The organism is Desnuesiella massiliensis (assembly GCF_001403615.1).
Classification (GTDB): domain Bacteria; phylum Bacillota; class Clostridia; order Clostridiales; family Clostridiaceae; genus Desnuesiella; species Desnuesiella massiliensis.
This window is the reverse complement of the sequence record NZ_LN879450.1, coordinates 45,928-66,954: the sequence shown is the minus strand read 5'-3', so window position 1 is coordinate 66,954 and position 21,027 is coordinate 45,928. Positions and strand designations below refer to the sequence as shown.

At 32.7% G+C, this 21,027-nt stretch carries 20 protein-coding genes; 11 read left to right on the top strand and 9 right to left on the bottom strand.

Features of this window, described 5'->3' with window-relative positions:
* From BN2665_RS00600 to BN2665_RS00585, 4 genes are all read left to right on the top strand, one after another.
* Entirely contained in the window at window positions 1-1,293 is a 1,293-nt protein-coding gene (locus BN2665_RS00600) for a TldD/PmbA family protein (RefSeq protein WP_055665184.1), read from the top strand.
* 222 nt (window positions 1,294-1,515) lie between these two features.
* Window positions 1,516-2,394 (top strand): radical SAM/SPASM domain-containing protein, encoded by an 879-nt coding sequence (locus tag BN2665_RS00595; RefSeq protein ID WP_055665183.1) that lies wholly within the window; start codon window positions 1,516-1,518, stop codon window positions 2,392-2,394.
* 194 nt (window positions 2,395-2,588) lie between these two features.
* A complete protein-coding gene (locus BN2665_RS00590; RefSeq protein ID WP_055665182.1) occupies window positions 2,589-3,161 on the top strand; it encodes an RNA polymerase sigma factor in 573 nt (190 codons plus the stop codon).
* Window positions 3,151-4,704, top strand: coding sequence for a zf-HC2 domain-containing protein (locus tag BN2665_RS00585; RefSeq protein WP_055665181.1), 1,554 nt, complete (start codon window positions 3,151-3,153; stop codon window positions 4,702-4,704). The genes BN2665_RS00590 and BN2665_RS00585 overlap by 11 nt, the downstream gene beginning before the upstream one ends.
* A 175-nt stretch (window positions 4,705-4,879) precedes the next feature.
* Here the strand turns inward: BN2665_RS00585 and BN2665_RS00580 are convergent, their stop codons facing one another.
* From BN2665_RS00580 to BN2665_RS00560, 5 genes are all read right to left on the bottom strand, one after another.
* On the bottom strand, window positions 4,880-5,572 hold the full coding sequence (locus BN2665_RS00580; RefSeq protein WP_055665180.1) for a 5'-methylthioadenosine/adenosylhomocysteine nucleosidase: 693 nt from the start codon (window positions 5,570-5,572) through the stop codon (window positions 4,880-4,882).
* Window positions 5,573-5,648: 76 nt separating this feature from the next.
* A complete protein-coding gene (lplA, locus tag BN2665_RS00575; protein ID WP_055665179.1) occupies window positions 5,649-6,644 on the bottom strand; it encodes a lipoate--protein ligase in 996 nt (331 codons plus the stop codon).
* Window positions 6,634-8,349, bottom strand: coding sequence for a dihydrolipoyl dehydrogenase (lpdA, locus tag BN2665_RS00570; protein WP_055665178.1), 1,716 nt, complete (start codon window positions 8,347-8,349; stop codon window positions 6,634-6,636). Before lpdA ends, lplA begins: the two co-directional genes overlap by 11 nt.
* Before the next feature lie 59 nt (window positions 8,350-8,408).
* A complete protein-coding gene (locus tag BN2665_RS00565; RefSeq protein ID WP_055665177.1) occupies window positions 8,409-8,762 on the bottom strand; it encodes a carboxymuconolactone decarboxylase family protein in 354 nt (117 codons plus the stop codon).
* A 101-nt stretch (window positions 8,763-8,863) separates the two neighbouring features.
* Window positions 8,864-9,286, bottom strand: coding sequence for a MarR family winged helix-turn-helix transcriptional regulator (locus tag BN2665_RS00560; protein ID WP_074042183.1), 423 nt, complete (start codon window positions 9,284-9,286; stop codon window positions 8,864-8,866).
* Between the two features lie 382 nt (window positions 9,287-9,668).
* On the opposite strand from BN2665_RS00560, the gene BN2665_RS00555 reads away from it, so the two are divergent.
* The 5 genes from BN2665_RS00555 to mtnA all read left to right on the top strand — a co-directional run bounded on the left by BN2665_RS00555 (window position 9,669) and on the right by mtnA (window position 15,665).
* On the top strand, window positions 9,669-10,790 hold the full coding sequence (locus tag BN2665_RS00555) for a sugar ABC transporter substrate-binding protein (protein WP_055665176.1): 1,122 nt from the start codon (window positions 9,669-9,671) through the stop codon (window positions 10,788-10,790).
* Window positions 10,791-10,869: 79 nt separating this feature from the next.
* A complete protein-coding gene (locus BN2665_RS00550; RefSeq protein ID WP_055665175.1) occupies window positions 10,870-12,375 on the top strand; it encodes a sugar ABC transporter ATP-binding protein in 1,506 nt (501 codons plus the stop codon).
* A 2-nt stretch (window positions 12,376-12,377) separates the two neighbouring features.
* A complete protein-coding gene (locus BN2665_RS00545; protein WP_242865874.1) occupies window positions 12,378-13,352 on the top strand; it encodes an ABC transporter permease in 975 nt (324 codons plus the stop codon).
* A 19-nt stretch (window positions 13,353-13,371) separates the two neighbouring features.
* The gene (gene mtnK / locus BN2665_RS00540; protein ID WP_055665173.1) at window positions 13,372-14,595 is read left to right on the top strand and encodes an S-methyl-5-thioribose kinase; all 1,224 of its coding nucleotides are present in this window, start codon (window positions 13,372-13,374) and stop codon (window positions 14,593-14,595) included.
* Window positions 14,596-14,606: 11 nt separating this feature from the next.
* Complete coding sequence (gene mtnA / locus BN2665_RS00535; protein WP_055665172.1) at window positions 14,607-15,665, top strand: S-methyl-5-thioribose-1-phosphate isomerase; 1,059 nt, start codon at window positions 14,607-14,609, stop codon at window positions 15,663-15,665.
* Between the two features lie 90 nt (window positions 15,666-15,755).
* On the opposite strand, the gene BN2665_RS00530 is transcribed toward mtnA, so the two are convergent.
* Window positions 15,756-16,517, bottom strand: a complete 762-nt coding sequence (locus tag BN2665_RS00530; protein WP_055665171.1) for a DeoR/GlpR family DNA-binding transcription regulator — start codon at window positions 16,515-16,517, stop codon at window positions 15,756-15,758.
* A gap of 538 nt (window positions 16,518-17,055) precedes the next feature.
* Between BN2665_RS00530 and BN2665_RS00525 the strand changes: the two genes are divergently transcribed.
* Both BN2665_RS00525 and BN2665_RS26615 read left to right on the top strand, forming a co-directional pair.
* Window positions 17,056-17,826: a tRNA threonylcarbamoyladenosine dehydratase gene (locus BN2665_RS00525; RefSeq protein WP_055665170.1), complete on the top strand. Its 771-nt coding sequence runs from the start codon at window positions 17,056-17,058 to the stop codon at window positions 17,824-17,826.
* A 285-nt stretch (window positions 17,827-18,111) separates the two neighbouring features.
* Window positions 18,112-18,837 carry a CD3324 family protein gene (locus BN2665_RS26615; protein ID WP_082435747.1) on the top strand — a complete coding sequence of 242 codons (726 nt, stop codon included), beginning with the start codon at window positions 18,112-18,114 and terminating at the stop codon, window positions 18,835-18,837.
* 218 nt (window positions 18,838-19,055) lie between these two features.
* Here BN2665_RS26615 and BN2665_RS00515 read toward each other — a convergent pair whose 3' ends face one another.
* From BN2665_RS00515 to BN2665_RS00505, 3 genes are all read right to left on the bottom strand, one after another.
* On the bottom strand, window positions 19,056-19,565 hold the full coding sequence (locus BN2665_RS00515; protein WP_055665169.1) for a flavin reductase: 510 nt from the start codon (window positions 19,563-19,565) through the stop codon (window positions 19,056-19,058).
* 71 nt (window positions 19,566-19,636) lie between these two features.
* On the bottom strand, window positions 19,637-20,119 hold the full coding sequence (locus tag BN2665_RS00510; protein ID WP_055665168.1) for a hypothetical protein: 483 nt from the start codon (window positions 20,117-20,119) through the stop codon (window positions 19,637-19,639).
* A 214-nt stretch (window positions 20,120-20,333) separates the two neighbouring features.
* Window positions 20,334-21,011: a DUF4230 domain-containing protein gene (locus BN2665_RS00505; protein WP_055665167.1), complete on the bottom strand. Its 678-nt coding sequence runs from the start codon at window positions 21,009-21,011 to the stop codon at window positions 20,334-20,336.
* Between the last annotated feature and the right edge of the window lie 16 nt (window positions 21,012-21,027).

Here is a 21,027-nt window from a genome sequence, read left to right as displayed (position 1 = left end):
ATGGATAACAGAGATTTAGCCTTATATTGTGTGAATGCTATAAAAGCTTTAGGTGTAGATAAAGCAAGTTGTAGTGTATATAATAATAAAAAATATGAGCTTAACTTTACAAGAGAAGGTATATCACTGCTAAGAACCACCATAGATGGCTCAGTAAGTATGCTGGCTATAAAGAATGGAAAAAAAGCCACCATAGCATTAAACAAGTTGGACAAGAATACAATCAATAGCAAAATAGATGAGCTTATTGAAATGACTAATTCTGCAGAGACAGATCCTTGCAATGATATAGCAGAATATCAAGAGAAAGAAGACTTTTTTTCAGGAAATAATGAACCAGACTTAGATAAAATGTACGACTTAACAAGGAATTTTTTAGCTAAGATAGAAAAAGATTATCCTCAGATTAACTTCATGGATGGAACTACCCTATCTTTTGATAAGGTTGAGAGCGTGTTTGTTAACTCTAATGGTGTTGAATTTAAAATAAGTAAGGGTATATATAATGCAAGCGTAGTTTTCTTAGCAAAGGAAGGAGATAAATCCACATCCTTTAACTATTTTGCTTATAGCTTCGAGGAACTACCAGAGGATTTAATGGAATATGCCGATGTAAGACAAAGAATGGAAGATATAATAAAACAGCTTCATTGCAGTAGTGTAGGAAAATTCATAGGAGATATTATATTAACCCCTGAGTCAGCTATGGACATGATAGGCTCCTATATAATGAATTTCCTTTCAGATAGTCCACTGATAAGTGGTACAAGTATACTAAAGGATAAATTAAATGAAAAGGTGGCTAAGGAAAGCTTAACCGTAAAATGTATGCCACTAGCTGAAAGCATGGCAGATAAAAACTTTATAACCACTGATGGCATTAAGACAGAGAATCTCACTCTAGTAGAAGCGGGAGTTTTAAAGAGCTTTGTATTAGGATTATATGCTGCCAAAAAGACAGGAAAAGCTGTAGCTAAAACAGCACTTAATCTTGTAGTGGAGGGTGGTAATACATCCTTGCAAGATATAATAAAGAATACTAAAAAAGGTATAATTCTAGGAAGATTTTCTGGAGGTAATCCAGCTAATAATGGTGATTTTGCTGGAGTTGCTAAAAATAGCTTCTATGTAGAAGATGGGGAAATAAAATACGCTTTATCAGAAACTATGATATCTTCAAACTTATATGATATGTTTAATAATATAGAAGATATATCTATAGAAACTATAAATTCAGGAAGTACTATACTACCTTGGATAAAGGTCAATGGAGTTAATATATCAGGAAAGTAGAAGAATATATAGCTATAGGAGGATGTGAAAAACATAGGTGTTCTTTTTCACGGGCCGCGCGTGGAGCTCCACGCGCGGTGGAGGGAAACCTATAGAACACCTTTTTTCACAGCCTCCTATAAAAAGACAATAGTTTAGTAAAAAACTTTAACTATTGTCTTTTATTATATAAAAAATTATAATGGGGTTATTATGTTTTTTGATGATAAGGAGTAAATTTAAGTGAAAAAATTTAAGAAGTTTTATATCGAGATAACAAATATATGCAATCTTGCTTGTTCCTTTTGCCCTAAAACTAAAAGAACTCCAGAAATAATGAGCCTTGACACTTTTAACAAAATATTAGAGCAAATAAAAGATCACACTAGTTATATATATTTTCACATAAAGGGGGAGCCTCTTACCCATCCTCACATAGATAAGTTTTTAGATTTAAGCTATGAAAAAGGCTTTAAGGTTAATTTAACCACCAATGGAACACTTATAAGCAAAGTTAAGGATAAATTATTGGGAAAGCCTGCGTTAAGGCAGGTTAATTTTTCATTACATAGCTTCGATGGCAATGAAAATTCAACCAATATGGACGCTTATATTAATGATATTATGGATTTTGTACAAGAAGCCTTAATAAAGAGCGATACATTAATATCTTTAAGACTTTGGAACTTATATGAGGATAATGCTACAAACCTTCAAAGGAAGAGAAATAGAGACATTTTAGAGAAGATTGAAAATACCTTTAATCTTCCTTATAGAATAGAGGAACAAATAAGCCCGGGAAGAGGGATAAAAATTCATGAAAGAGTATTTTTAAATCAAGATTATGAATTTAAGTGGCCAGATTTAAAGGAAGAAGAGGACTTAGGAAAGGGCTTCTGCTATGGATTAAGAAATCAAGTAGGCATATTAGTGGATGGGACTGTTATTCCTTGTTGCCTAGATGGAGAAGGCGTAATAAATCTAGGCAATATTCATAAAAATACCTTCTCTGAAATAATAGAGAGTAAAAGGGCAAATGATATATTTGATGGATTCTCTAGGCGAGAGGTAGTAGAGGAGCTTTGCAGAAAATGTGGATATAGGAAGAGGTTCAATTTATAAAAAAGCGACGGAAGTCGCTTTTTTGAATGCATAACTCACAATTCATGGAGGATTTTTCTCCGTTGCTCTACAAAAAATCTATGATTATATTTTTATTTGCCGTAACTATTTTATAACTTAATCGTAATAAAAATGAAAAATCAAAATTATCTATAGATATACATGTATTTTAAATATGGGGGTGCACCTTAACAATGGAGGACATTGAACTAGTTAGCAGGGTATTAAAGGGTGAGATAGAGTCTTTCGATCAGTTGATAATTAAATATGAGTTATCTATAATGCGACTTATTTACAGCATTGTAGGGGATAGGGAAACTGCTGAAGACATATGCCAGGAGGTTTTTATTTCGGCGTACAATAAGCTTTACACCTTTAAGCAGAAATATAAGTTTTCTACTTGGTTACATCAGATAGCTAAAAATAGAGCTATAGATCATATAAGAAGGCAAAAGAAGATAAAGCAAATAAGCATAGATTATATAGAAAATTCCCCATCTAGTGATGATTCTCCTGAAAAAATAGTTGAGTATAGAGAATTAAAAAAATCCATAGAAGATTTTATATTAACCTTAGATGAGAGGGATAAGCAAATACTATATCTAAGATATTCTAATCAGTCACTTACTTTCACTGATATAGCAGATATTTTAGAAATAAATCAATCCACAGTAAAAAGAAGATATTATAGAATTTACGATAAATATGAACAGTATATGGAAGGGAAATTAACTCTAGAAGAAAGGAGTGATAGTTATGGATTGTAAAGACTTTAAAGAGTATTTGCCAGAGTTCTTAGAAGAGGAGTTAAGTTCTCATTTAATGCAATATATGCAAGAGCATATAAAGGACTGTAAAGAATGTAGAATTATATATAATAAAAAGAGATTAGCAAGAGAAGGCTTTAAAAGCTTAAACCATAATGAAGAATTTAGAAGCCAGAGAAGCGAAATAATGAAGAAGATAGATAAGAATAAGTATAGCAATACTGTTACTAGTAGAATGAAGTATAGTATATTTGCAAATAAAAAAGCCATAGCTATGGCTGCCAGCTTGGTTTTTATATTGAGCATAACTCCTTTAGTATATAAAAATTTATCCTCAAAGGGTATTGAAAGTGGCAGTACTGCAAATAAAAACAAATATTTTAAAAGAGACCTATCTAAGCCTGAAATGGAAAGCAAGGATATGGGAATAGCCGCTATAGATCCAAACAAGGATACAAGCAATAAAAGTAGTTTGAGTTCTAAAAGGAATCTAGTAGCAGAAGAATTAAATAATTTAAAAAGCCAAAACTTAGGTATTGGTCCTTGGAAGGTTATACACAGCAGTAAGGATAATATAGTTTTTTATAATTATTCTCATGTATTAGCCTATAACTATTCAGGGGGAGAAGGTGGTATATACTCAGCTATAAATTTAAAGAATTTTGAGGTGGGTGGCTATGAAGGAAGTGAGGTGGTGCATTTTAATGTGAGCCCTGATGGCAGCCATATGATTATGGGAACCTCTAATGGGGATGAGTATGAGAAAAATAGGCCTCTATATATGATGAATTTGCTAAATGGGTCTTCGGAAAAGTTATTTGACTCCATAAATATGATACCTACAAGAATTGAATGGTCTAAGAACTCTAGATTTGTATTGATACAAGGGGAGCAGGATTTGTTAGTATATGATACTGAAGAAAGCACACAGTATAGAAAAAAAGAAACAAGCTCTGATAAGTTCTTTATAGGAGAAAATGGAGATTATATAAGCAGCAAAGGAGAATTATACTCTAAAGCTAATAATTATAGTAAGACAAATAGCTATAATATTAATGTTATAGGCTTTGGAGATAATTATGTAATACAGAAAGAAGGCTCTAAGATATACGTAAATGACTTTAAAACTAAACAGCTTATAAAGGACGTAGGCGCTGCAGAGTATTTAGGTATAAGGGACAGAAAAATAATACTATCCGACAGCAAGGAAAATAACTATGTATTAAATATTGATAGTAAAAAAATATATAAATATAGCACAGATGAAATATATAGATTGTCCGAGGAAGGAAATAAGCTCATAGATATTAATAACTCTAATATGGAAGCAGGAAAAATAAAGCTTCTCATAGGGGATGAAAAGGGAGACACAAAGAAGGATTTAAAGCTAGAGGGATTAAGCTATACCTATGGAAATTTTAAAGATGAAGATAAAATTGTGGTGGTAAAGTTTAATGAAAATGCTAAAACCCTAGCAGATTTTAAAATCATAGAATATGATATAAATTCATTAAAAGCAAATATCTTATATGAAAATAAATAGATAAGCACAAGGTAATACGAGGGAATTCAATAAAAGGCTCTGCTTTAAAGGCAGAGTCTTTTACGCTATGTATTATATTAAAGATTTGGATATAGAAATGTAGATTATTAAAAAATGCACGTTTTTATCATAAGAAAATACTCCTTATGATAAAACGCGCATCTTGAGATTTAAATTACATTTCGCTTATCATATTTCTCAATATATTAGTAGAATTTTCTACAGCTACATATTTAAACTTTTCATAATCCATATGAGCTCCAGTGTTAGCATTATCAGATATGGAACGTATAACTACGAAGGGAATATTGTTTAAGTAGGAAACATGAGCGATGCTTCCACCTTCCATTTCACAAGCAAGAGCACCAAATTCTTCGCTTAGCCAGCGGATTTTATCTATATTAGCTATAAACTGATCTCCTGTAGCTATTCTTCCTACATAGCTATTATGACCTTTTATGCCTTCGCAAGCTTTTTTAGCTAAAGCAATCATATCTTCATTGCTCTTAAAGTCGAAGGTATCTATTCTTGGTATTTGACCTATTTTATCTCCAAAAGCAGAGGTATCCATATCATGTTGAACAAGGGAATCCCCGATAACTATATCTCCAGGCACTATATCCTTTCCGATGCCTCCAGCTATACCTACATTAATGATTCTATCTACCTTATATTCTGTAGCTAGTATTTGTGTACAAACCGCTGCGTTTACTTTTCCTATACCAGAAACTACAGCCACAACTTTTTTGCCCCAAAGGGTACCATAGTTAAATTCCATTCTTGCTTTAACTTCTTTTTTTTCAAGGCTCATCTCTTTAAGAAGAATTTCAAGCTCCTCACTCATTGCTCCTATAACACCTATAATCATATATTAAACCTCCAAATTTAAATCTATTTTATAGATTTAAATTATAGCATAGAATCCTTAGGCTTTGAAGAAGTTTCTATTCTATAATTTCTTCTATCCAAGCAATAATAGCCTTAAAGGCTTCATCTATTACAGAATTTCTAATAGAGTAGAGTGAATTTATAATAGAATCTTTGCTAAAAGCTACTCCTATTAAGGATTTTTCTATGATTTTTGGAAAATTGATATCTAATGCATCGGTGAAGATTTTTGTATCCTGTATGATGCCTTTAGATACCTTCATGCAAAGCTGAAGATTTCCAAAGAAAAATCTGTTTTCGTATTCAATGTCGAATATAGGGGTTTCACCATATATCCACTGCCAAGAACTATATTTATCATAGAGTTCTTTTAAATACTCGTTGTTTTCATCTACTACGTATTCTTCTACTTTAATATTGTACATGGTAGAAAAGCTCTCCACTATGCTGTGTTTTAAATTATCAATAGTTAAGTCCTTATTCAAATCCTTTAGGTTAATAACCCTAGCTCTAACGGAATCTATGCCCTTTGATTGAATCTTGCTGTTAGAAACTTGAAGATATTTTGATAGTTTATCCATATTTACATCTACAAGCAGTGTGCCATGATGATAGTTGTTTTTTTCGCCATAGAAGAAGGCGTTACCTGAGAACTTTTTACCTTCTACCTCAATATCATTTCTTCCAGAGAATAGGGCATTTATGCCAAAGGCTTTTACAGCTAATATTATAACTGAAAGCTGTTTTAATATATCAAAATTATCCTTGGAGGTTAAGAAAGTAAAATTTAAATTACCTAAATCATGAAATACTGCACCACCACCAGAGAGCCTTCTGGCTAGCTTTCCTTCGTGATTTTTTAAGGAATCTATATCGCATTCCTTCCAGGGATTTTGATTGTTACCTATGACTACGGTATTTTGATTCTGCCAAAGATATAGTATTATTTCGTCCTTTGATAAGCCGTTTAGAAGATATTCTTCTAAAGCTAGATTGTACCAAGGATTATAGCTATTAGAATAGACTATTTTTCCTTTCAAGTTACTTGACAAAGTGTATAGCTCCTCCTTCCAATTCTAGAGCGGCTTCGTGAATAGATTCTGCAGTGGTTGGGTGAGCGTGAATGGTTTCAATAATCTGCTCAGCAGTTAGTTTATTTTTAATAGCTAGAGCTATTTCTCCAATGAGGTCTGTGGCATGAGGTCCAATGATAGCTCCACCTATAACTATGCCAGTGTTTTTATCTTTTATTATTTTAACAAAGCCATGACTTTCACCATATATCAAGGCTTTTCCATTTGCAGCAAAGGGGAATTTACCCACTTCTATTTCTAAGGATTTTTGTTCTGCTTCTTTTTCACTTACTCCTACCACCGCGATTTCAGGGGTTGTAAATATTGCGCTAGGAACCATAGAATAATCCATTATGCAATTCTTACCCATTATATTATTTGCGGCTATAATTCCTTGATGAGATGCTACATGAGCTAATTGAATTTTATTTGTAACATCACCTATAGCATAAATGCCTTTCACAGAAGTCTCCATTTTATCGTTTATTTCTATGGCTCTATCGCCTTTGGATAAATTAATGCCTAAGTTTTTAAGTTCTTCTACCTTCATTACAGGGCTTCTGCCTACGGATAGTAAAACCTTGTGGCCGCTTACGTATTTCTTTTCCTCATTTTTACTGAAGCAGACTATAAGATTATTATCTTCATCTTTTATTATCTCTTCAGCCTTGGCTCCAGCATAAATTTTTATTCCCTTATCTCTAGCTCTATCTTCGATGATTTCAATAATATCTTTATCTAGAGTGGCTAGTATGGAGTCGAAGTATTCTATTACAGTTACCTTGGAGCCTAACTCAGAGTATATAAAGGCAAATTCCATACCTATAACTCCTCCGCCGATTATAACCATACTTTCAGGTATCTTATCAAGGCTAAGAGCTTCCTTACTTGTTATTATATCAGAAAATTCCGCACCCTTTATAGGAAGTTTATTGGATTTTGAGCCTGTAGCTATTATGATGTTTTGGGGTTTTATGGTGATTTCTTTGTTTCCTTCTCTTACAAATATTGTAGAGCAGTCTAATATATTTCCTTCACCATAAATCACTCTAATATTTCTTTTATTAAGAATGTATCCAATACCAGATTTTAATTCTTCCACTATTTTATTTTTGCGAGTTAATATTTTACTCATGTTAGCCTTGGCGCTTGAAACCTCAATTCCAAATTCCTCACTATTTTTTATGTTGTGGTATACCTCTGTGCTTCTAACTAAGACTTTAGTGGGGATGCAGCCTTGATTTAAGCAGGTTCCACCTAAGCTCTCTCTTTCAACTAAAATTACCTTGGCGCCTAGTTTTGCAGCTTCGATAGCTGCTACATATCCTCCTGGGCCACCACCTATTATAGCAATATCACATTCTACTTCTTCTTTTTTAGGTTTTAGCAATCCAGCCATATAGTCAAAGGTAGATGGCGATGGAGTATCAGGTTTTGAAGCGGTGTTACTTGCCTCACATTCTACTTCAGCTAAAGTATGTCCTATATCTATAGTATCCCCTTCATTTATATTTAAGGATTTTACTATACCGTTAACAGTGGACTTAAAGTCGATACTTCCTTTATTGCTTTCTATAGAAATAAGGCTATCGCCAACCTTTATGCAGTCTCCTACACTAATATGAATCTTGCATACCTTTCCTTGCTTTGCGTGTCCATTTATTTTATCAATAATAATATTCATAATATATTACCTCCATAGTCAAAAAGGTAGTGATCACCACTACCTCTTGCTTTTATGTTCTATTTGAAATCCTTTTCAAATTCGTCAATGGAATCCTTTAATAGAGTTACAGAATAAGCCATTGAAGGACCTCCGCCGAAGGCTACTGAAACCATGGCAGCTTCCATTATTTCTTCTCTACTAGCGCCAGCTTCTAATGCTTTATAAACATGGAAAACTATGCAGTATTCACATCTATTATAAGCAGCTATACCAATGCTTATCAATTCCTTAGTCTTTGTATCTACTTTTCCTGGCTTATAGGAAGCTCCTAAAAGATTCATAAAAGCATCAATATTTTCTTTATTTGTGCCACCTAGTTCTTGTAAACCATTCATAAAGCTATTTAACATTTCTCTTGGGTTCTTACTCATAGCGCAATCCTCCTAGAATTTTATTAGACAAGCAATTGTTACTTATCTAATAATTAGTATAGCAACTATTCGGGAGAGAAGCAATAGGGATTGTTAAAAAATTATTTAATATTTTCTACCATTTTATCTAAGACCTTTTTAAAAATCTCTAACTCTTCATCAGATATATCCTTAGTAAAAATTTCGCTCATAGCTGGACCTTCTTCTTTAACATTATTCCAGAAATTCTGACCTTTATCTGTAAGAATTAAATTATGAGCCCTTCTATCTTCAGGATTTTTAACTCTTTGTACTAAACCGTCCCTTTCCATTCTATCCATGAGTCTAACTACAGAAGAAGGTTTTATATCCAGCTTTTCTGCTAGTTCCATTTGGCTTAAGGAAGTAAATTTATCTAAATAATACATAGCTATCCATTGCACTCTAGTAATTCCTTTTAGAATTATTCTATTATTAAAGGCTTCTGATAGTTTTTTTGCTTGAACATTGGTAAGAAATCCAATACAAGATTCTAAATCAAACATTAAAAGTCCTCCTATTAAAATTATAATACTTAATTATATCCTTTAATGAATAAAACATCAATTGTTAAGGGAGAATTATGACAATCAGTTAGGAAATAGAAAAGTTTAAGGACATATCAAAAGAATCAAACTTAAAATATTGGCAAAATCAAATACAAACCAAATTAAAAACAAACAAAAAACAAAATATTATTGAAAAATCTAAAAATATATGATAATATATACTTAAAAATTTGGTTTTTTACTAGAATGTTTTTGTTTTATTTTTTAACCCATATGTAAACGTTGTTAAAAGGGTTGGAGGTGAGCGGTTTATCCCAAGGGTAAGTTAACTAAGTATTATAGAATTATCAAAATAATTTTTTATAAGGGGGATTACATAATGAATAAAAAGTTTTTAAGTGCTACTCTAGCTGTTGCAATGTCATTGGTAATTGGATTAACAGGATGTTCATCAAAATCAGATTCTAAAACTGCTAATAGTGATAAAAAGGTAGAATACTCAAAAAATATTCCAGAGAAAATCGCTAAGGATGCTGATGGAGTAAAGATCATGGTTATCCGTAAAATAGGCGGAGATGACCATACAGCTCAATTCTTGGCTGGTGCTAAAAAAGAAGGAGAATCCATGGGCTTTAAGGTGGATACCTTTACAGCAAATGGAGATACAGCTAAATTCCATGATGCTATAAACCAAGCTATGGATAAAGGCTATGATGGAATAATCATATCTCACGGAGACGATGATGCTACGGTAGAAGATGTAAAGAAACTAACAGATAAGAAGATTCCTGTAGTAACCTTTGACTCTAATCCCAAAATAGGTGAAGTAAAAGGCGTAACTATGACATCACAAGATGATGAATCTTTAGCTAAGTTAGCTTTAGAGGAATTAAAGAAAATAACTAATGGACAAAGTAAATTAGCTTATCTTTGGGTAGATGGATTCCCACCAATGGTAAGCAGAAATAAAGTTTACACTCAATTCTTAAAGGACAATGCTGGACTTAAAGAAGTTGATAGATTTGGTGTAGCTGCGGCAGATACATCTGTACAAACTCAAAATGCGGTTTCTGCAATGCTTACTAAATATTCAAAGGGTAATTTAGATGCTATATTTGCAACTTGGGATGCTTTTGCTATAGGTGCTGCTCGTGCAGTTAAAGAAGCAAAGAGAACAGATGTTAAGATTGTTGGAATAGACGTTTCTAATGCTGACCTTCAATTAATGCAAGAAGAAGGAAGCCCATGGGTGGCAACAGCTGCAGTAGATCCTAAACTTATAGGTGCTGTAAACGTTAGACTTTTAGCTAAGAAGATAGCTGGAGAGCAAACACCAGAAACACACAAAATGGAAGCAAGCTTAATAACTCAACAACAATTAAAAGCTGCAGGAAAAGCTGTTAATATGGACAATCTTTCAGAAGTGGTTCCAGGCTGGGGTAAATCAGATGCTCATTTACAGCCTTGGATGAAAGAATTAAAAGATTTATTTAAAAAATAATTAACTACCATACAGAGAACACATTTTATATGTGTTCTCTCTGTAAATATTCCAGGGTAGGGTGAGGTGGATGGATTTAATGCAAAAAATAACATTAGACATGAAAGATATTTCTATAGAATTTCCCGGAGTAAAGGCATTAAAAAATGTTAATTTTACAACTGAGACCGGAGTATCTCATGCCTTAATCGGAGCTAATGGAGCTGGAAAGTCAACTTTAATGAAGGTATTATCTGGAGCTTATAATCATTATACCGGTGAAATGTATTTTAATAATGAAAAAGCAAATATAAGATCTCCAAAAGAGTCAATGCAATATGGAGTACAAATCGTATATCAAGAAGTAGATACTGCACTCATTCACTATTTAACTGTAGCAGAAAATATAATGTTAAATGATATGGTAGAATCTAAAAATAAAAACTCCCTTATCAACTGGGGATCAATTTATAAAAAGTCTCAAGAAATATTAAATAGCATGAATGTAAAGATATCTTCTAAAAAGCTAGTAAGTGAGCTTACTTTAGCAGAAAAACAAATGGTTTTAATAGCTAGAGCTATTTCTAAGGATTGTAAATTTCTTATACTAGATGAACCTACAGCTCCTTTAAGTAATACAGAAACAGAAGAGCTTTTTAGGATAGTAAGAGACTTAAAAAAGAAAAATGTAGGGGTAATTTTTATATCTCATAGATTACCAGAGCTTTTTGAAATCTGTGATGAGATCACGGTAATGAGAGATGGAGAGTTTGTTGTTAAAAAGAACATAGGTGATACAAGTCAAAATGAGATAGTTGAATATATGCTAGGAAGAAAAATGGACGAGCAATTCCCTCCAAAGGAAAATACTATTGGAGAAAAATTGTTTGAAGTAAAGAATTTAAATGATGGACAGATAGTGTCCGATGTTTCCTTCCATGTGAATGCTGGTGAAATAGTAGGTATATCTGGCTTAGTAGGTGCAGGTAAGACAGAATTGTGTAAGGCTATATTTGGAGCAACACCTAATGTCACAGGAGAAAGAGTATTAAGGAACAAAGTGCTTAAGGTTAGAGAGCCGCATGAGGCAGTTAAACAAGGTATAGCTCTTGTACCGGAAGAGAGAAGAAAAGAAGGGATATTAGTTAGTGAATCCGTTGCTATAAATATAACAGTTTCAAACCTTAAAAAATTCTGTAATGCCAATACTTTTTTAAACTTTGGCAGTGAGAAGAAAACCGCAAAAGAGATGATAAGCAGCTTAGGAATCAAAACTCCTAGCCATGAAAGCAAGGTTCAAAACCTTTCTGGAGGAAACCAACAGAAGGTAGCTATAGGAAAGTGGCTAGTGACAGATTCTGAGGTTTATATCTTTGATGAGCCTACTAAGGGGGTAGATGTAGGAGCCAAGAAGGATATTTTCGAGCTTATATATGGCCTAGCTAAGGCTGGAAAGGCTGTAATCTATGCTTCCTGTGAGCTTTCAGAGATTTTAGGTATAACGGATAGAGTTTACCTTATGTACGATGGGAAAATAGTAAAAGAGCTTGAAACCTCTAAGACTAACGAAGAAGAAATACTATATTATTCAACAGGAGGAAAATAATCGTGGAAAATAAAAAAAGTAGTTTTAGCTTATTCGATTTCTTATATAAATATGGAACATTATTGACTATTGTGTTGCTTTTAATATTCTTTACTTTCGCTTCAGATAGATTCATGACTCAAAGCAATATAATAAATATTTTACGTTCTATTTCTATAGTAACAATTATTGCTATTGGTATTACCATTTCCTTATCCGTAGGAGGCTTTGACCTTTCTGTAGGTTCAGTAGCTTCTATTTCAGTAGCGGTGGTTATTTCAATGTTTGTCTGGCATGAGCAAAACACCTTTGTAGCTATATTAGCAGCCCTAGCAGTGGCCCTAGTAGCTGGTGGAATAAATGCTTTTATGATAGTGAAGATAAAGGTGCAGGATATGCTTATGACTCTTGCTACCATGTTTATATTCCAAGGTATAGCATTAACCTATACTAAAGGAGCTGTTATATCTCAAAACATGGTAATGGCTAATGGGGAAACAGCACCAGGACAGATTAGCCCAGTATTTGCACAGCTTGGTAAAGTTCCATGGATAATTATTATAATGCTTGCAGTGGTGGTAATAGTTCATGTATTCCTTACCTATACAAAGCATGGAAGATACATGTACATTATTGGCGGAAATATGGAAGCGGCTAGATTATCCGGTATACCAGTTAATAAATATAGAGTAATAGCATACTTACTTTCTGCATTATTTGCAGCTATAGGAGGAATCATATTAGGTTCTCGTGTTATGACTGCTGAAATAAATGCTGGAGCTCCTTACTTAATGGATGCAGTAGCAGCAGCTTATATAGGCTTCTCTGTAGGAGGATCAGGAAAAGCAAATGCTATTGGTACTTTAGTAGGTGCTGTATTAATAGGAATATTACAAAACGGTCTAGTAATGCTTTCGGTGCCTTACTATGCCATGGATATAGTTAAAGGAACAGTATTAGCCTTCGCTCTTGCATTAACATATTACAAGAAGCGTTAAGTAACGAGGAGGATGTATTATGTCAAATTTAGATTTCACTAAAGAGTATTTTACCATGAAAGAAAATGATGCTATAGAATACGCTAAAACCGTATTAAATTTCTTTGATAAGGATGCAGTTTTAACTTGTAAAGAAATCGGTGATGGCAATCTTAACTACGTATTTAGAGTAGTTGACGAAAAAAATAATAAATCTGTTATAATAAAGCAAGCAGGTCCTGTAGCTAGAATATCAGATGAATTCAAGCTTTCCCCAGATAGAAATAGAATTGAAAGTGAAATATTAAAGCTTCAATATTCCTTAGCACCAGGATTAGTGCCAGAGGTTTATAAGTATGATTCAGTGATGAATTGCTGCGTAATGGAGGATTTATCTGACCATGTAATTTTAAGAACAGCTCTTTTAAATCATAGGAAATTCCCTATGCTAGCAGATCATATTACAACCTATATGGTTAACACTTTATTACTTACTACAGATGTGGTTATGGGACATAAAGAAAAGAAAGAGCTAGTTAAAAGCTTTATAAATCCTGAGCTTTGCGAAATCTCCGAGGATTTAGTTTATACAGAGCCTTTCTTTAACTGTGAAAGAAATGACATATTTGAAGCAACTAAACCTTTAGCAGAGGAGTTATTATGGAAGGATAATAAGTTCCTATTAGAAACTGCTAAACTTAAATTTGAATTCATGTCCAATGCTCAAAGCCTAATTCATGGAGATCTTCACAGCGGATCTATATTTGTTAAAGAAGATTCTACTAAAGTTATCGACCCTGAGTTTGCGTTCTATGGACCAGCAGGTTATGATATAGGAAATGTAGTGGCTCACTTCATATTTGCTATGGTAAACGGAGAGGCTACTATGGAAGAGGGAGCGGAAAAAGAAAGCTACCTAGCTTGGGTAAAGGAATCTATTAATAATACTATAGATATGTTTAAGGACAAATTCCTTAAAGTTTGGGCTGAAAAAGCTACAGAAAGAGTAGCTAAATATGAAGGCTTTGCTGAGTACTACTTAAATACTGTATTAAGAGATACTGCAGCAGTGGCTGGACTAGAACTTTGCAGAAGAATTTTAGGTATTGCTCACGTAAAGGATGTTACAACTATTAAAGATGCTGAAAAGAGAGCAGCAGCAGAAAAGTTCTGCTTAGTTTATGGAAAAGAGCTTGTGATGAACAGAGAAGCTATGCTAGATGGAAAGAGTTATTTAGACTTGATAGAAAAATGCAAAAGGTAGGGGGATAAAATATGTTAGAAAATGAAGTTATACAATCCGTAATTTTAGATGATGAAAACAATGCATTAGTTATACTAGACCAAGCCTTACTTCCTAATGAGAAGATATTCTTAAGATTAACTAGCCAAAATCAAATTTGGGAGGCTATATACGCTCTAAGAGTTAGAGGAGCTCCAGCTATAGGTATAGCAGCAGGCTATGGTGCTTATCTTGGAACAAAAGAATCAAAGGCAGAGACCTATGAAGCATTATATGAAGATTTCAAGAAAGTAAAAGATTATCTTGCTTCCTCAAGACCTACAGCAGTAAATCTTTTCTGGGCTCTTGATCGTATGGAGAATAGATTCTTAAGAGAAAAAGGAAAGACTGCAGCAGAGGTTAAGGAAGCTCTTAGACAAGAAGCTGAGGCTATAAGAGCAGAGGATGAATTAGTGTGCAAGACTATAGGAGAAAATGCTCTATCACTTCTAAAGAGCGGCATGGGCATATTAACTCACTGCAATGCAGGAGCTATAGCTACAGCTAAATATGGAACTGCTTTAGCCCCAATATATCTTGGAAAAGAAAGAGGCTATGATTTTAAAGTATATGCGGATGAAACAAGACCATTGCTTCAAGGTGCTAGATTAACTGCTTGGGAGCTTAAAGAAGCGGGAGTAGATGTGACTTTAATCTGCGATAACATGGCATCTATAGTAATGAAAGAAGGAAAGATTCAAGCTGTGCTTGTAGGCTGCGATAGAGTAGCTGCTAATGGAGATACTGCAAATAAGATTGGAACCTCAGGAGTAGCAATTTTGGCTAAACACTATGGAGTACCTTTCTATGTTTGTGCACCATTATCCACTATAGACTTAAAATGTGAGCACGGAGATAACATACACATAGAATTAAGACCTGATGAAGAAGTAACTTCAAAATGGTACGAAAAGCCAATGGCTCCAGCAGGAGTTAAGGTTTACAACCCTTGCTTTGACGTTACGGACCATAATTTAATTACTGCCATAGTAACAGAAAAAGGCATTGCTTATCCACCATATAATGAAAGCTTAGCTAAGCTTTTTGAGTAATTAATAGCTAAGTCCATATATAAAAAATAAGGCTTAGATTGATTCGATTCAATCTAAGCTTTATTTTTTCATATTTAATTATAAAACTTTTTATTCGCATTCAACTAAATTTGTATCATAATTTTTCAAGAAACCGTGCCATTCCGTAGGAAGGGGCTTATCTACAATTAAAGTATCAATACTGCTGAAATCACATATCTTTGTAAAAGCGGTTCTATCAAATTTAGTATAATCGGCCACTAAGTAGGTGTGGTTTGAGTGTTCTATAGCAATCTTTCTTATTTCCGCCTGCTGCTCATTGGAATCAGTTATACCATGAGTCATGCTGATGGCTCTACAAGAAATAAAGGCTGCATCAAAGAAGTAGTTATTCATGTTCCACTCAGCATTTCTGCCTAGAGCAGACATTGAAGGATGTTCGATTCTTCCTCCAATTATAATTAACTTTATGTTTGGATTATCAGCCAATAGATTCATTATCTTAATAGAGTTAGTAGTTACAGTTAAGCGTTTCTCTTTGAGGATTGAGGCAATATATAAGGAAGTGGTCGATGCATCGAGAAATATAGAATCCCCGTTATTTATATAATTCAAACACATTTCAGCGATTCTTTGTTTTCCTTCTACTTGTATATGCTCTCTTAAATTTATATCTACATCGTTTTCAACACCATCTGAAATATAAGCTCCACCATAGGTACGAGTTAAAAAACCTTCCTCTTCTAGCTGCTGTAAATCTTTCCTAATGGTTTCTTCTGTGACTTTAAAAGATTTTGCCAGTTCTGACACTATAACACTCTTTTTTTCCGTAATTATTTCTTTTATCTTGTTTCTTCTTGCAATTGGTAGCATAGTTTTATCACCTTTATATTTTATTTTATATATTATATTATAACATCTTATTGCTTTAATAGTAAACATAAAGGGAGTATTTTTGTTTTCTTTTGATTTATAACAAAAACTAAAGATAAAACCAATAAATAATTGTTGAAAACCAAAATATGAGTTTTTAGTACATTAAAGAACAATAATTAATATTATTTCTAAATAAGTTGTCAATAGTTTTTTGTAATATTTATTTGAAAAGTTATTAATATGATTATATAATAAAATTAACATATTTTAGGTGAATAATGTGGTGGGGGGAAAACATGAAAGAAGACTCGCAAAGTAGTGGCAGGGGGCTTATAATAGTTTCAGTAATTTTGCCATTGATATTATTGCTACTTATTTCAATATTTTTTTAATTAGAAAATCTATAAATGGCTTAGGTGATATTCCTAGGCTATTTTTATTATAAAATAAATCACAGATAAATAAAATGTAGAAAATTGCAAAAGATTATAATATAATAATGGTTGTTAATAAACACTAAAGGAGAGAAAAGTCAATGTTACAACACTCATTGTCAAGAACGGAGTTGTTAATAGGTAAAGAAGCTTTGGATGAGCTAAAGAATAAAAAAGTTGTAGTATTAGGTATAGGCGGAGTAGGAAGCTTTGCGGTGGAAGCTTTAGCTAGAGCTGGAGTAGGTAAATTAGTATTAGTTGATGATGACACCGTATGTCTTACCAATATAAACAGACAGATTCATGCTACCTTTAAAACCATAAGCAAGTCTAAGGTAGAGGTTATGAAGGATAGAATACTAGAAATAAGTAGAAAATGTGAGGTTATAACTCATCAAACCTTTATAACAGAAGAAAATATAACGGAAATTATAACAGAAGATGTGGACTATGTAATAGATGCTATAGACACCGTATCCTCAAAAATTGCCTTAGCAGTTTGGTGTGAGAAGAATAATGTTAAACTAATAAGTTCCATGGGTACAGGAAACAAGTTGGATCCAACTCAATTCAGAGTTACGGATATATATAAAACCAAGGTTTGTCCACTAGCTAAGGTTATGAGATATGAACTAAAAAGACGCGGAGTAAAAAAGCTTAAAGTGGTTTATTCAGAAGAGATTCCGCTAAAGCCAAAACTAGATGAAGTAATAACCTGTAAAGAAGGCTGTGTATGTACTGGTGAAACCACAAGAAAGTGTACGGCTAAAAGACAGATACCGGGCAGTATATCCTTTGTACCACCTGTAGCAGGCATGATTTTAGGTGGAGAGGTAATTAAGGACTTAATAGGGGATAAGATAAGAAGATAGCGCTAGAAATTAGAAAAAGGATTATGCATATAAGAATGTATAGTCCTTTTTCATTATATACATATTTACAAATTTTAGATTAACTTATATATTTTATATAATGATATTTTTCGTTTTAGTAGATATGGATATTAGTTTAATTTGTTTCGACCTGTTTATATAATGTGAAGTAAAGATAATTTATGTTTTGTACATTATGCTGTATGCAAAAAACACTTATACAAGTTCTCTATATATTTACTTTGTTAGTGATATAGTACACTTTATTATAAGGGAGGGATAGATGTGAAATACGAAAACGGTGAAGATATATTCCCTGAACAATTGCTCAAACAAATACAAAAATATGTGTCGGGAAAACTCGTCTATATTCCATCAGGTGGCAATAAACGTACATGGGGAGAGACTTCAGGATATAAACAGTATCTACTTGAACGTAATCGTGATATCCGAAACAAATTCAATGATGGCATCAGTATAGAACAGCTATCTGATGAATATTATCTTTCCTTAGATTCAATTAAGAAGATTGTTTATTCAAAAAAGGAGGTATTCATTATGGAATACAAGTGTACTTTATCATCTGCTCAGTGCTATGCGAAAAATGGAAAACTTGAAGAGTGGGTTCATACCTACCTATTATCAGATGGACATAACAAAGAGTTTTCAGACGGTTTAAAACTTTTTGATAGGTACTTTTTAGGACCAATAAAAATGCCATTATCACTTTTCTCCCGTTGTTGTGGCCCAGAGGCGAATATGAAATACAGAGTAAATGCAGATTGGTTTGAAAAGCATGTCACGAAACTTGAAAATGTTATAAAAAGAGAAAAAGATATGTCACCACTTATTGTTCACTTTGTAGATGGGCAATTCGAGTTAAACGATGGAAACCACAGGTATGAGGCATATTCACGCCTGGGAGTAAAAGAGTACTATGTAATTGTTTGGATTACAGAAAAATACGAGTATGATTTGTTTTTATCTCAATACTCTGAATATATAGAGTAGATTACAACAAACTCGATAATATGCTAATAAGCAGAATCTGCAGTAAATTTATAACGCGATATTGAAATATTGCTCTGTAACAACTAAATAACAAATGCAAAATGGTATGCTAAAATTATCAAATAGCATACCTCTTTTGCTGCAAATACTATTGAAAAATGATTGTAATTTTTAGATTTACGTTTTTAAAGTAAGCTTGCTAAAGAGACTTTTATTTATTATTTCTTTATAAGAATATTAGTAACCTCAGCAATATATAATGTGTGATGATCAACTTTAGGATACCATTTTTCGTTTAAGGTTTTATCTATAAAGTATTCTGGCTTGTATTCTTGAGCATATAATTTTTTGCATAATATTACTAAGTTTCCTTCTTCAAAATATGGAGTACCTTCTGAGTGTGTAATGGTTAGGTCGGCATTTTTAATTTTATCTTCATCTCTTCCGGAAACAGTGCCCAAATAGTTTAATTGCTTTTTAAAGCTTTCATCAAAGAAGGTTAGAGAAAAGGTATCTGAATGGTCGATAAATTCTTTAGTATAGCGCTGAGGGCGAATAACTATATAAGCTACATTCTTTCCCCACATAACACCAAGGCCGCCCCAAGAAGCAGTCATAGTATTTACCTTATTATCTTTTTCGGCGGTAATGAGCATCCAGTCCTTACCTATAAGTTTAAAGGGGCTTTCATTTAACTCTTCGGGTTGAATTTCTTTAAAATTACACATGGTGCATTCCTCCTATGATCTAAAGTTTATATTGTTTATAACCTTATTGTAGCATATGTGATATAAGTTATTTAATGTCTATCATTTTTAGCCAGCGAATCAGTAAACTCTTTGAAGTTAGCTATAGTTGCATCTTCTTCTGCTATATCATAAAAAGTATTATTAATATTCATCTGATCATTTAATATGATATGAATGGCGCCTTCAGCTTCGTTATAAAGTTTTATACTATATAAATAACCTATTTTTTCAGATTGATCTTTTGATTTTACTAATGTAAGTGTTTTTAAATGTTGGGTAAATTCGTTAATATTTTCTTTATCATTAATTAGTGTTGACTTTCCTGTTTTGCCATTAAGTAATGTAATTTTTGTTACGGATGAATAATTATAATTCACAAGCTGGTGAATTTTCTGATTCTCAATTATTTTATTTTCAGTTGAAATATTATAGCTCTTACTTAATTTTATCGCCGATAATATTAGTGCGCAAATAAATATAGTTACAGCAACATAATTAAGGAATGGTTTTTTAAATAATATTTTATTAAACATTTAAATACCTCTTAAAATAATTTCTTAATTTTTGTACATATTCTAAACGGCCTTGGCACATATAATTTCATTTAAACCTCCCTAAACTCACATCAACTTTTACTTTATTATATCATAATTAGAAAAATAATACATTTAATAAGGGTAATTATGAAATTGAAAAAATAGGAATACCTTTATTTAGGTATTCCTATTTTTGATGTATTATCTAATGCTATTTAGCAAATTCGATTATGATATTATAGTTATTCTTAGTATCCTCGGAGAAAAAGGATCTTATTAATCTTGTTACAGCTATCTCCGTATTGTTTAGAGCTTGTCCAAAATATTCTTCAGAAGAAAGCTTTTCGCTTATCTTCTTTTTTGCATCCTCCATGACTATTTGGTATTCTGCAGGGGTCATTTTTATATCGCCAAACCTTAAAATTCCCTTTTGCGGAGTTTCATATATGGTTTTTTCTTCATTTATCGCTATAGATTTTACATAGGGCTTGGGTAGTGTAACTTTTATGGATTTTTTGTCATTATTGATTTCTACATTTCCTTCTGAAATTTTAGACATATCGACAGCATATATTCCTTTGGCGAAAAAGTGAACATTTTGTACTTTCTTAAAGAAACCTAAATTTCCCCAACTTTCGTCAAAGGTTATGGTCTGTTCTATGTCTGCTTCCATAGGTATAATTTCTTGTTTTTGATTTATTTGAGTAACTAAGGAGTCTCTAGTTACAAATTTATTAGAAGGATTTTTTAAGTTGGGAAGCACCCATTGTTCACTAGCCTTTTTAGGGGCTACCCAGAGCTTATATCCTCCCCAGAGACCTAAGGAAGTAAATAATATTGCTATTATTGAAATAAAGATTACCTTTGATTTTATATTTAATCTTCGCATAACATCCCCCTAAGTA

What these genes read in the sequence shown, in the direction of transcription:
- mtnA (WP_055665172.1), top strand. Translation starts at nt 14,607, where the DNA reads ATGTTAGAAAATGAAGTTATACAATCCGTAATTTTAGATGATGAAAAC.
- BN2665_RS00530 (WP_055665171.1), bottom strand. Translation starts at nt 16,517, where the DNA reads ATGCTACCAATTGCAAGAAGAAACAAGATAAAAGAAATAATTACGGAA.
- BN2665_RS00565 (WP_055665177.1), bottom strand. Translation starts at nt 8,762, where the DNA reads ATGAGTAAGAACCCAAGAGAAATGTTAAATAGCTTTATGAATGGTTTA.
- BN2665_RS00510 (WP_055665168.1), bottom strand. Translation starts at nt 20,119, where the DNA reads ATGTTTAATAAAATATTATTTAAAAAACCATTCCTTAATTATGTTGCT.
- BN2665_RS00560 (WP_074042183.1), bottom strand. Translation starts at nt 9,286, where the DNA reads ATGTTTGATTTAGAATCTTGTATTGGATTTCTTACCAATGTTCAAGCA.
- BN2665_RS00600 (WP_055665184.1), top strand. Translation starts at nt 1, where the DNA reads ATGGATAACAGAGATTTAGCCTTATATTGTGTGAATGCTATAAAAGCT.
- BN2665_RS00555 (WP_055665176.1), top strand. Translation starts at nt 9,669, where the DNA reads ATGAATAAAAAGTTTTTAAGTGCTACTCTAGCTGTTGCAATGTCATTG.
- BN2665_RS00505 (WP_055665167.1), bottom strand. Translation starts at nt 21,011, where the DNA reads ATGCGAAGATTAAATATAAAATCAAAGGTAATCTTTATTTCAATAATA.
- mtnK (WP_055665173.1), top strand. Translation starts at nt 13,372, where the DNA reads ATGTCAAATTTAGATTTCACTAAAGAGTATTTTACCATGAAAGAAAAT.
- BN2665_RS00550 (WP_055665175.1), top strand. Translation starts at nt 10,870, where the DNA reads ATGCAAAAAATAACATTAGACATGAAAGATATTTCTATAGAATTTCCC.
- BN2665_RS00590 (WP_055665182.1), top strand. Translation starts at nt 2,589, where the DNA reads ATGGAGGACATTGAACTAGTTAGCAGGGTATTAAAGGGTGAGATAGAG.
- BN2665_RS00525 (WP_055665170.1), top strand. Translation starts at nt 17,056, where the DNA reads ATGTTACAACACTCATTGTCAAGAACGGAGTTGTTAATAGGTAAAGAA.
- BN2665_RS00585 (WP_055665181.1), top strand. Translation starts at nt 3,151, where the DNA reads ATGGATTGTAAAGACTTTAAAGAGTATTTGCCAGAGTTCTTAGAAGAG.
- BN2665_RS00580 (WP_055665180.1), bottom strand. Translation starts at nt 5,572, where the DNA reads ATGATTATAGGTGTTATAGGAGCAATGAGTGAGGAGCTTGAAATTCTT.
- BN2665_RS00515 (WP_055665169.1), bottom strand. Translation starts at nt 19,565, where the DNA reads ATGTGTAATTTTAAAGAAATTCAACCCGAAGAGTTAAATGAAAGCCCC.
- lpdA (WP_055665178.1), bottom strand. Translation starts at nt 8,349, where the DNA reads ATGAATATTATTATTGATAAAATAAATGGACACGCAAAGCAAGGAAAG.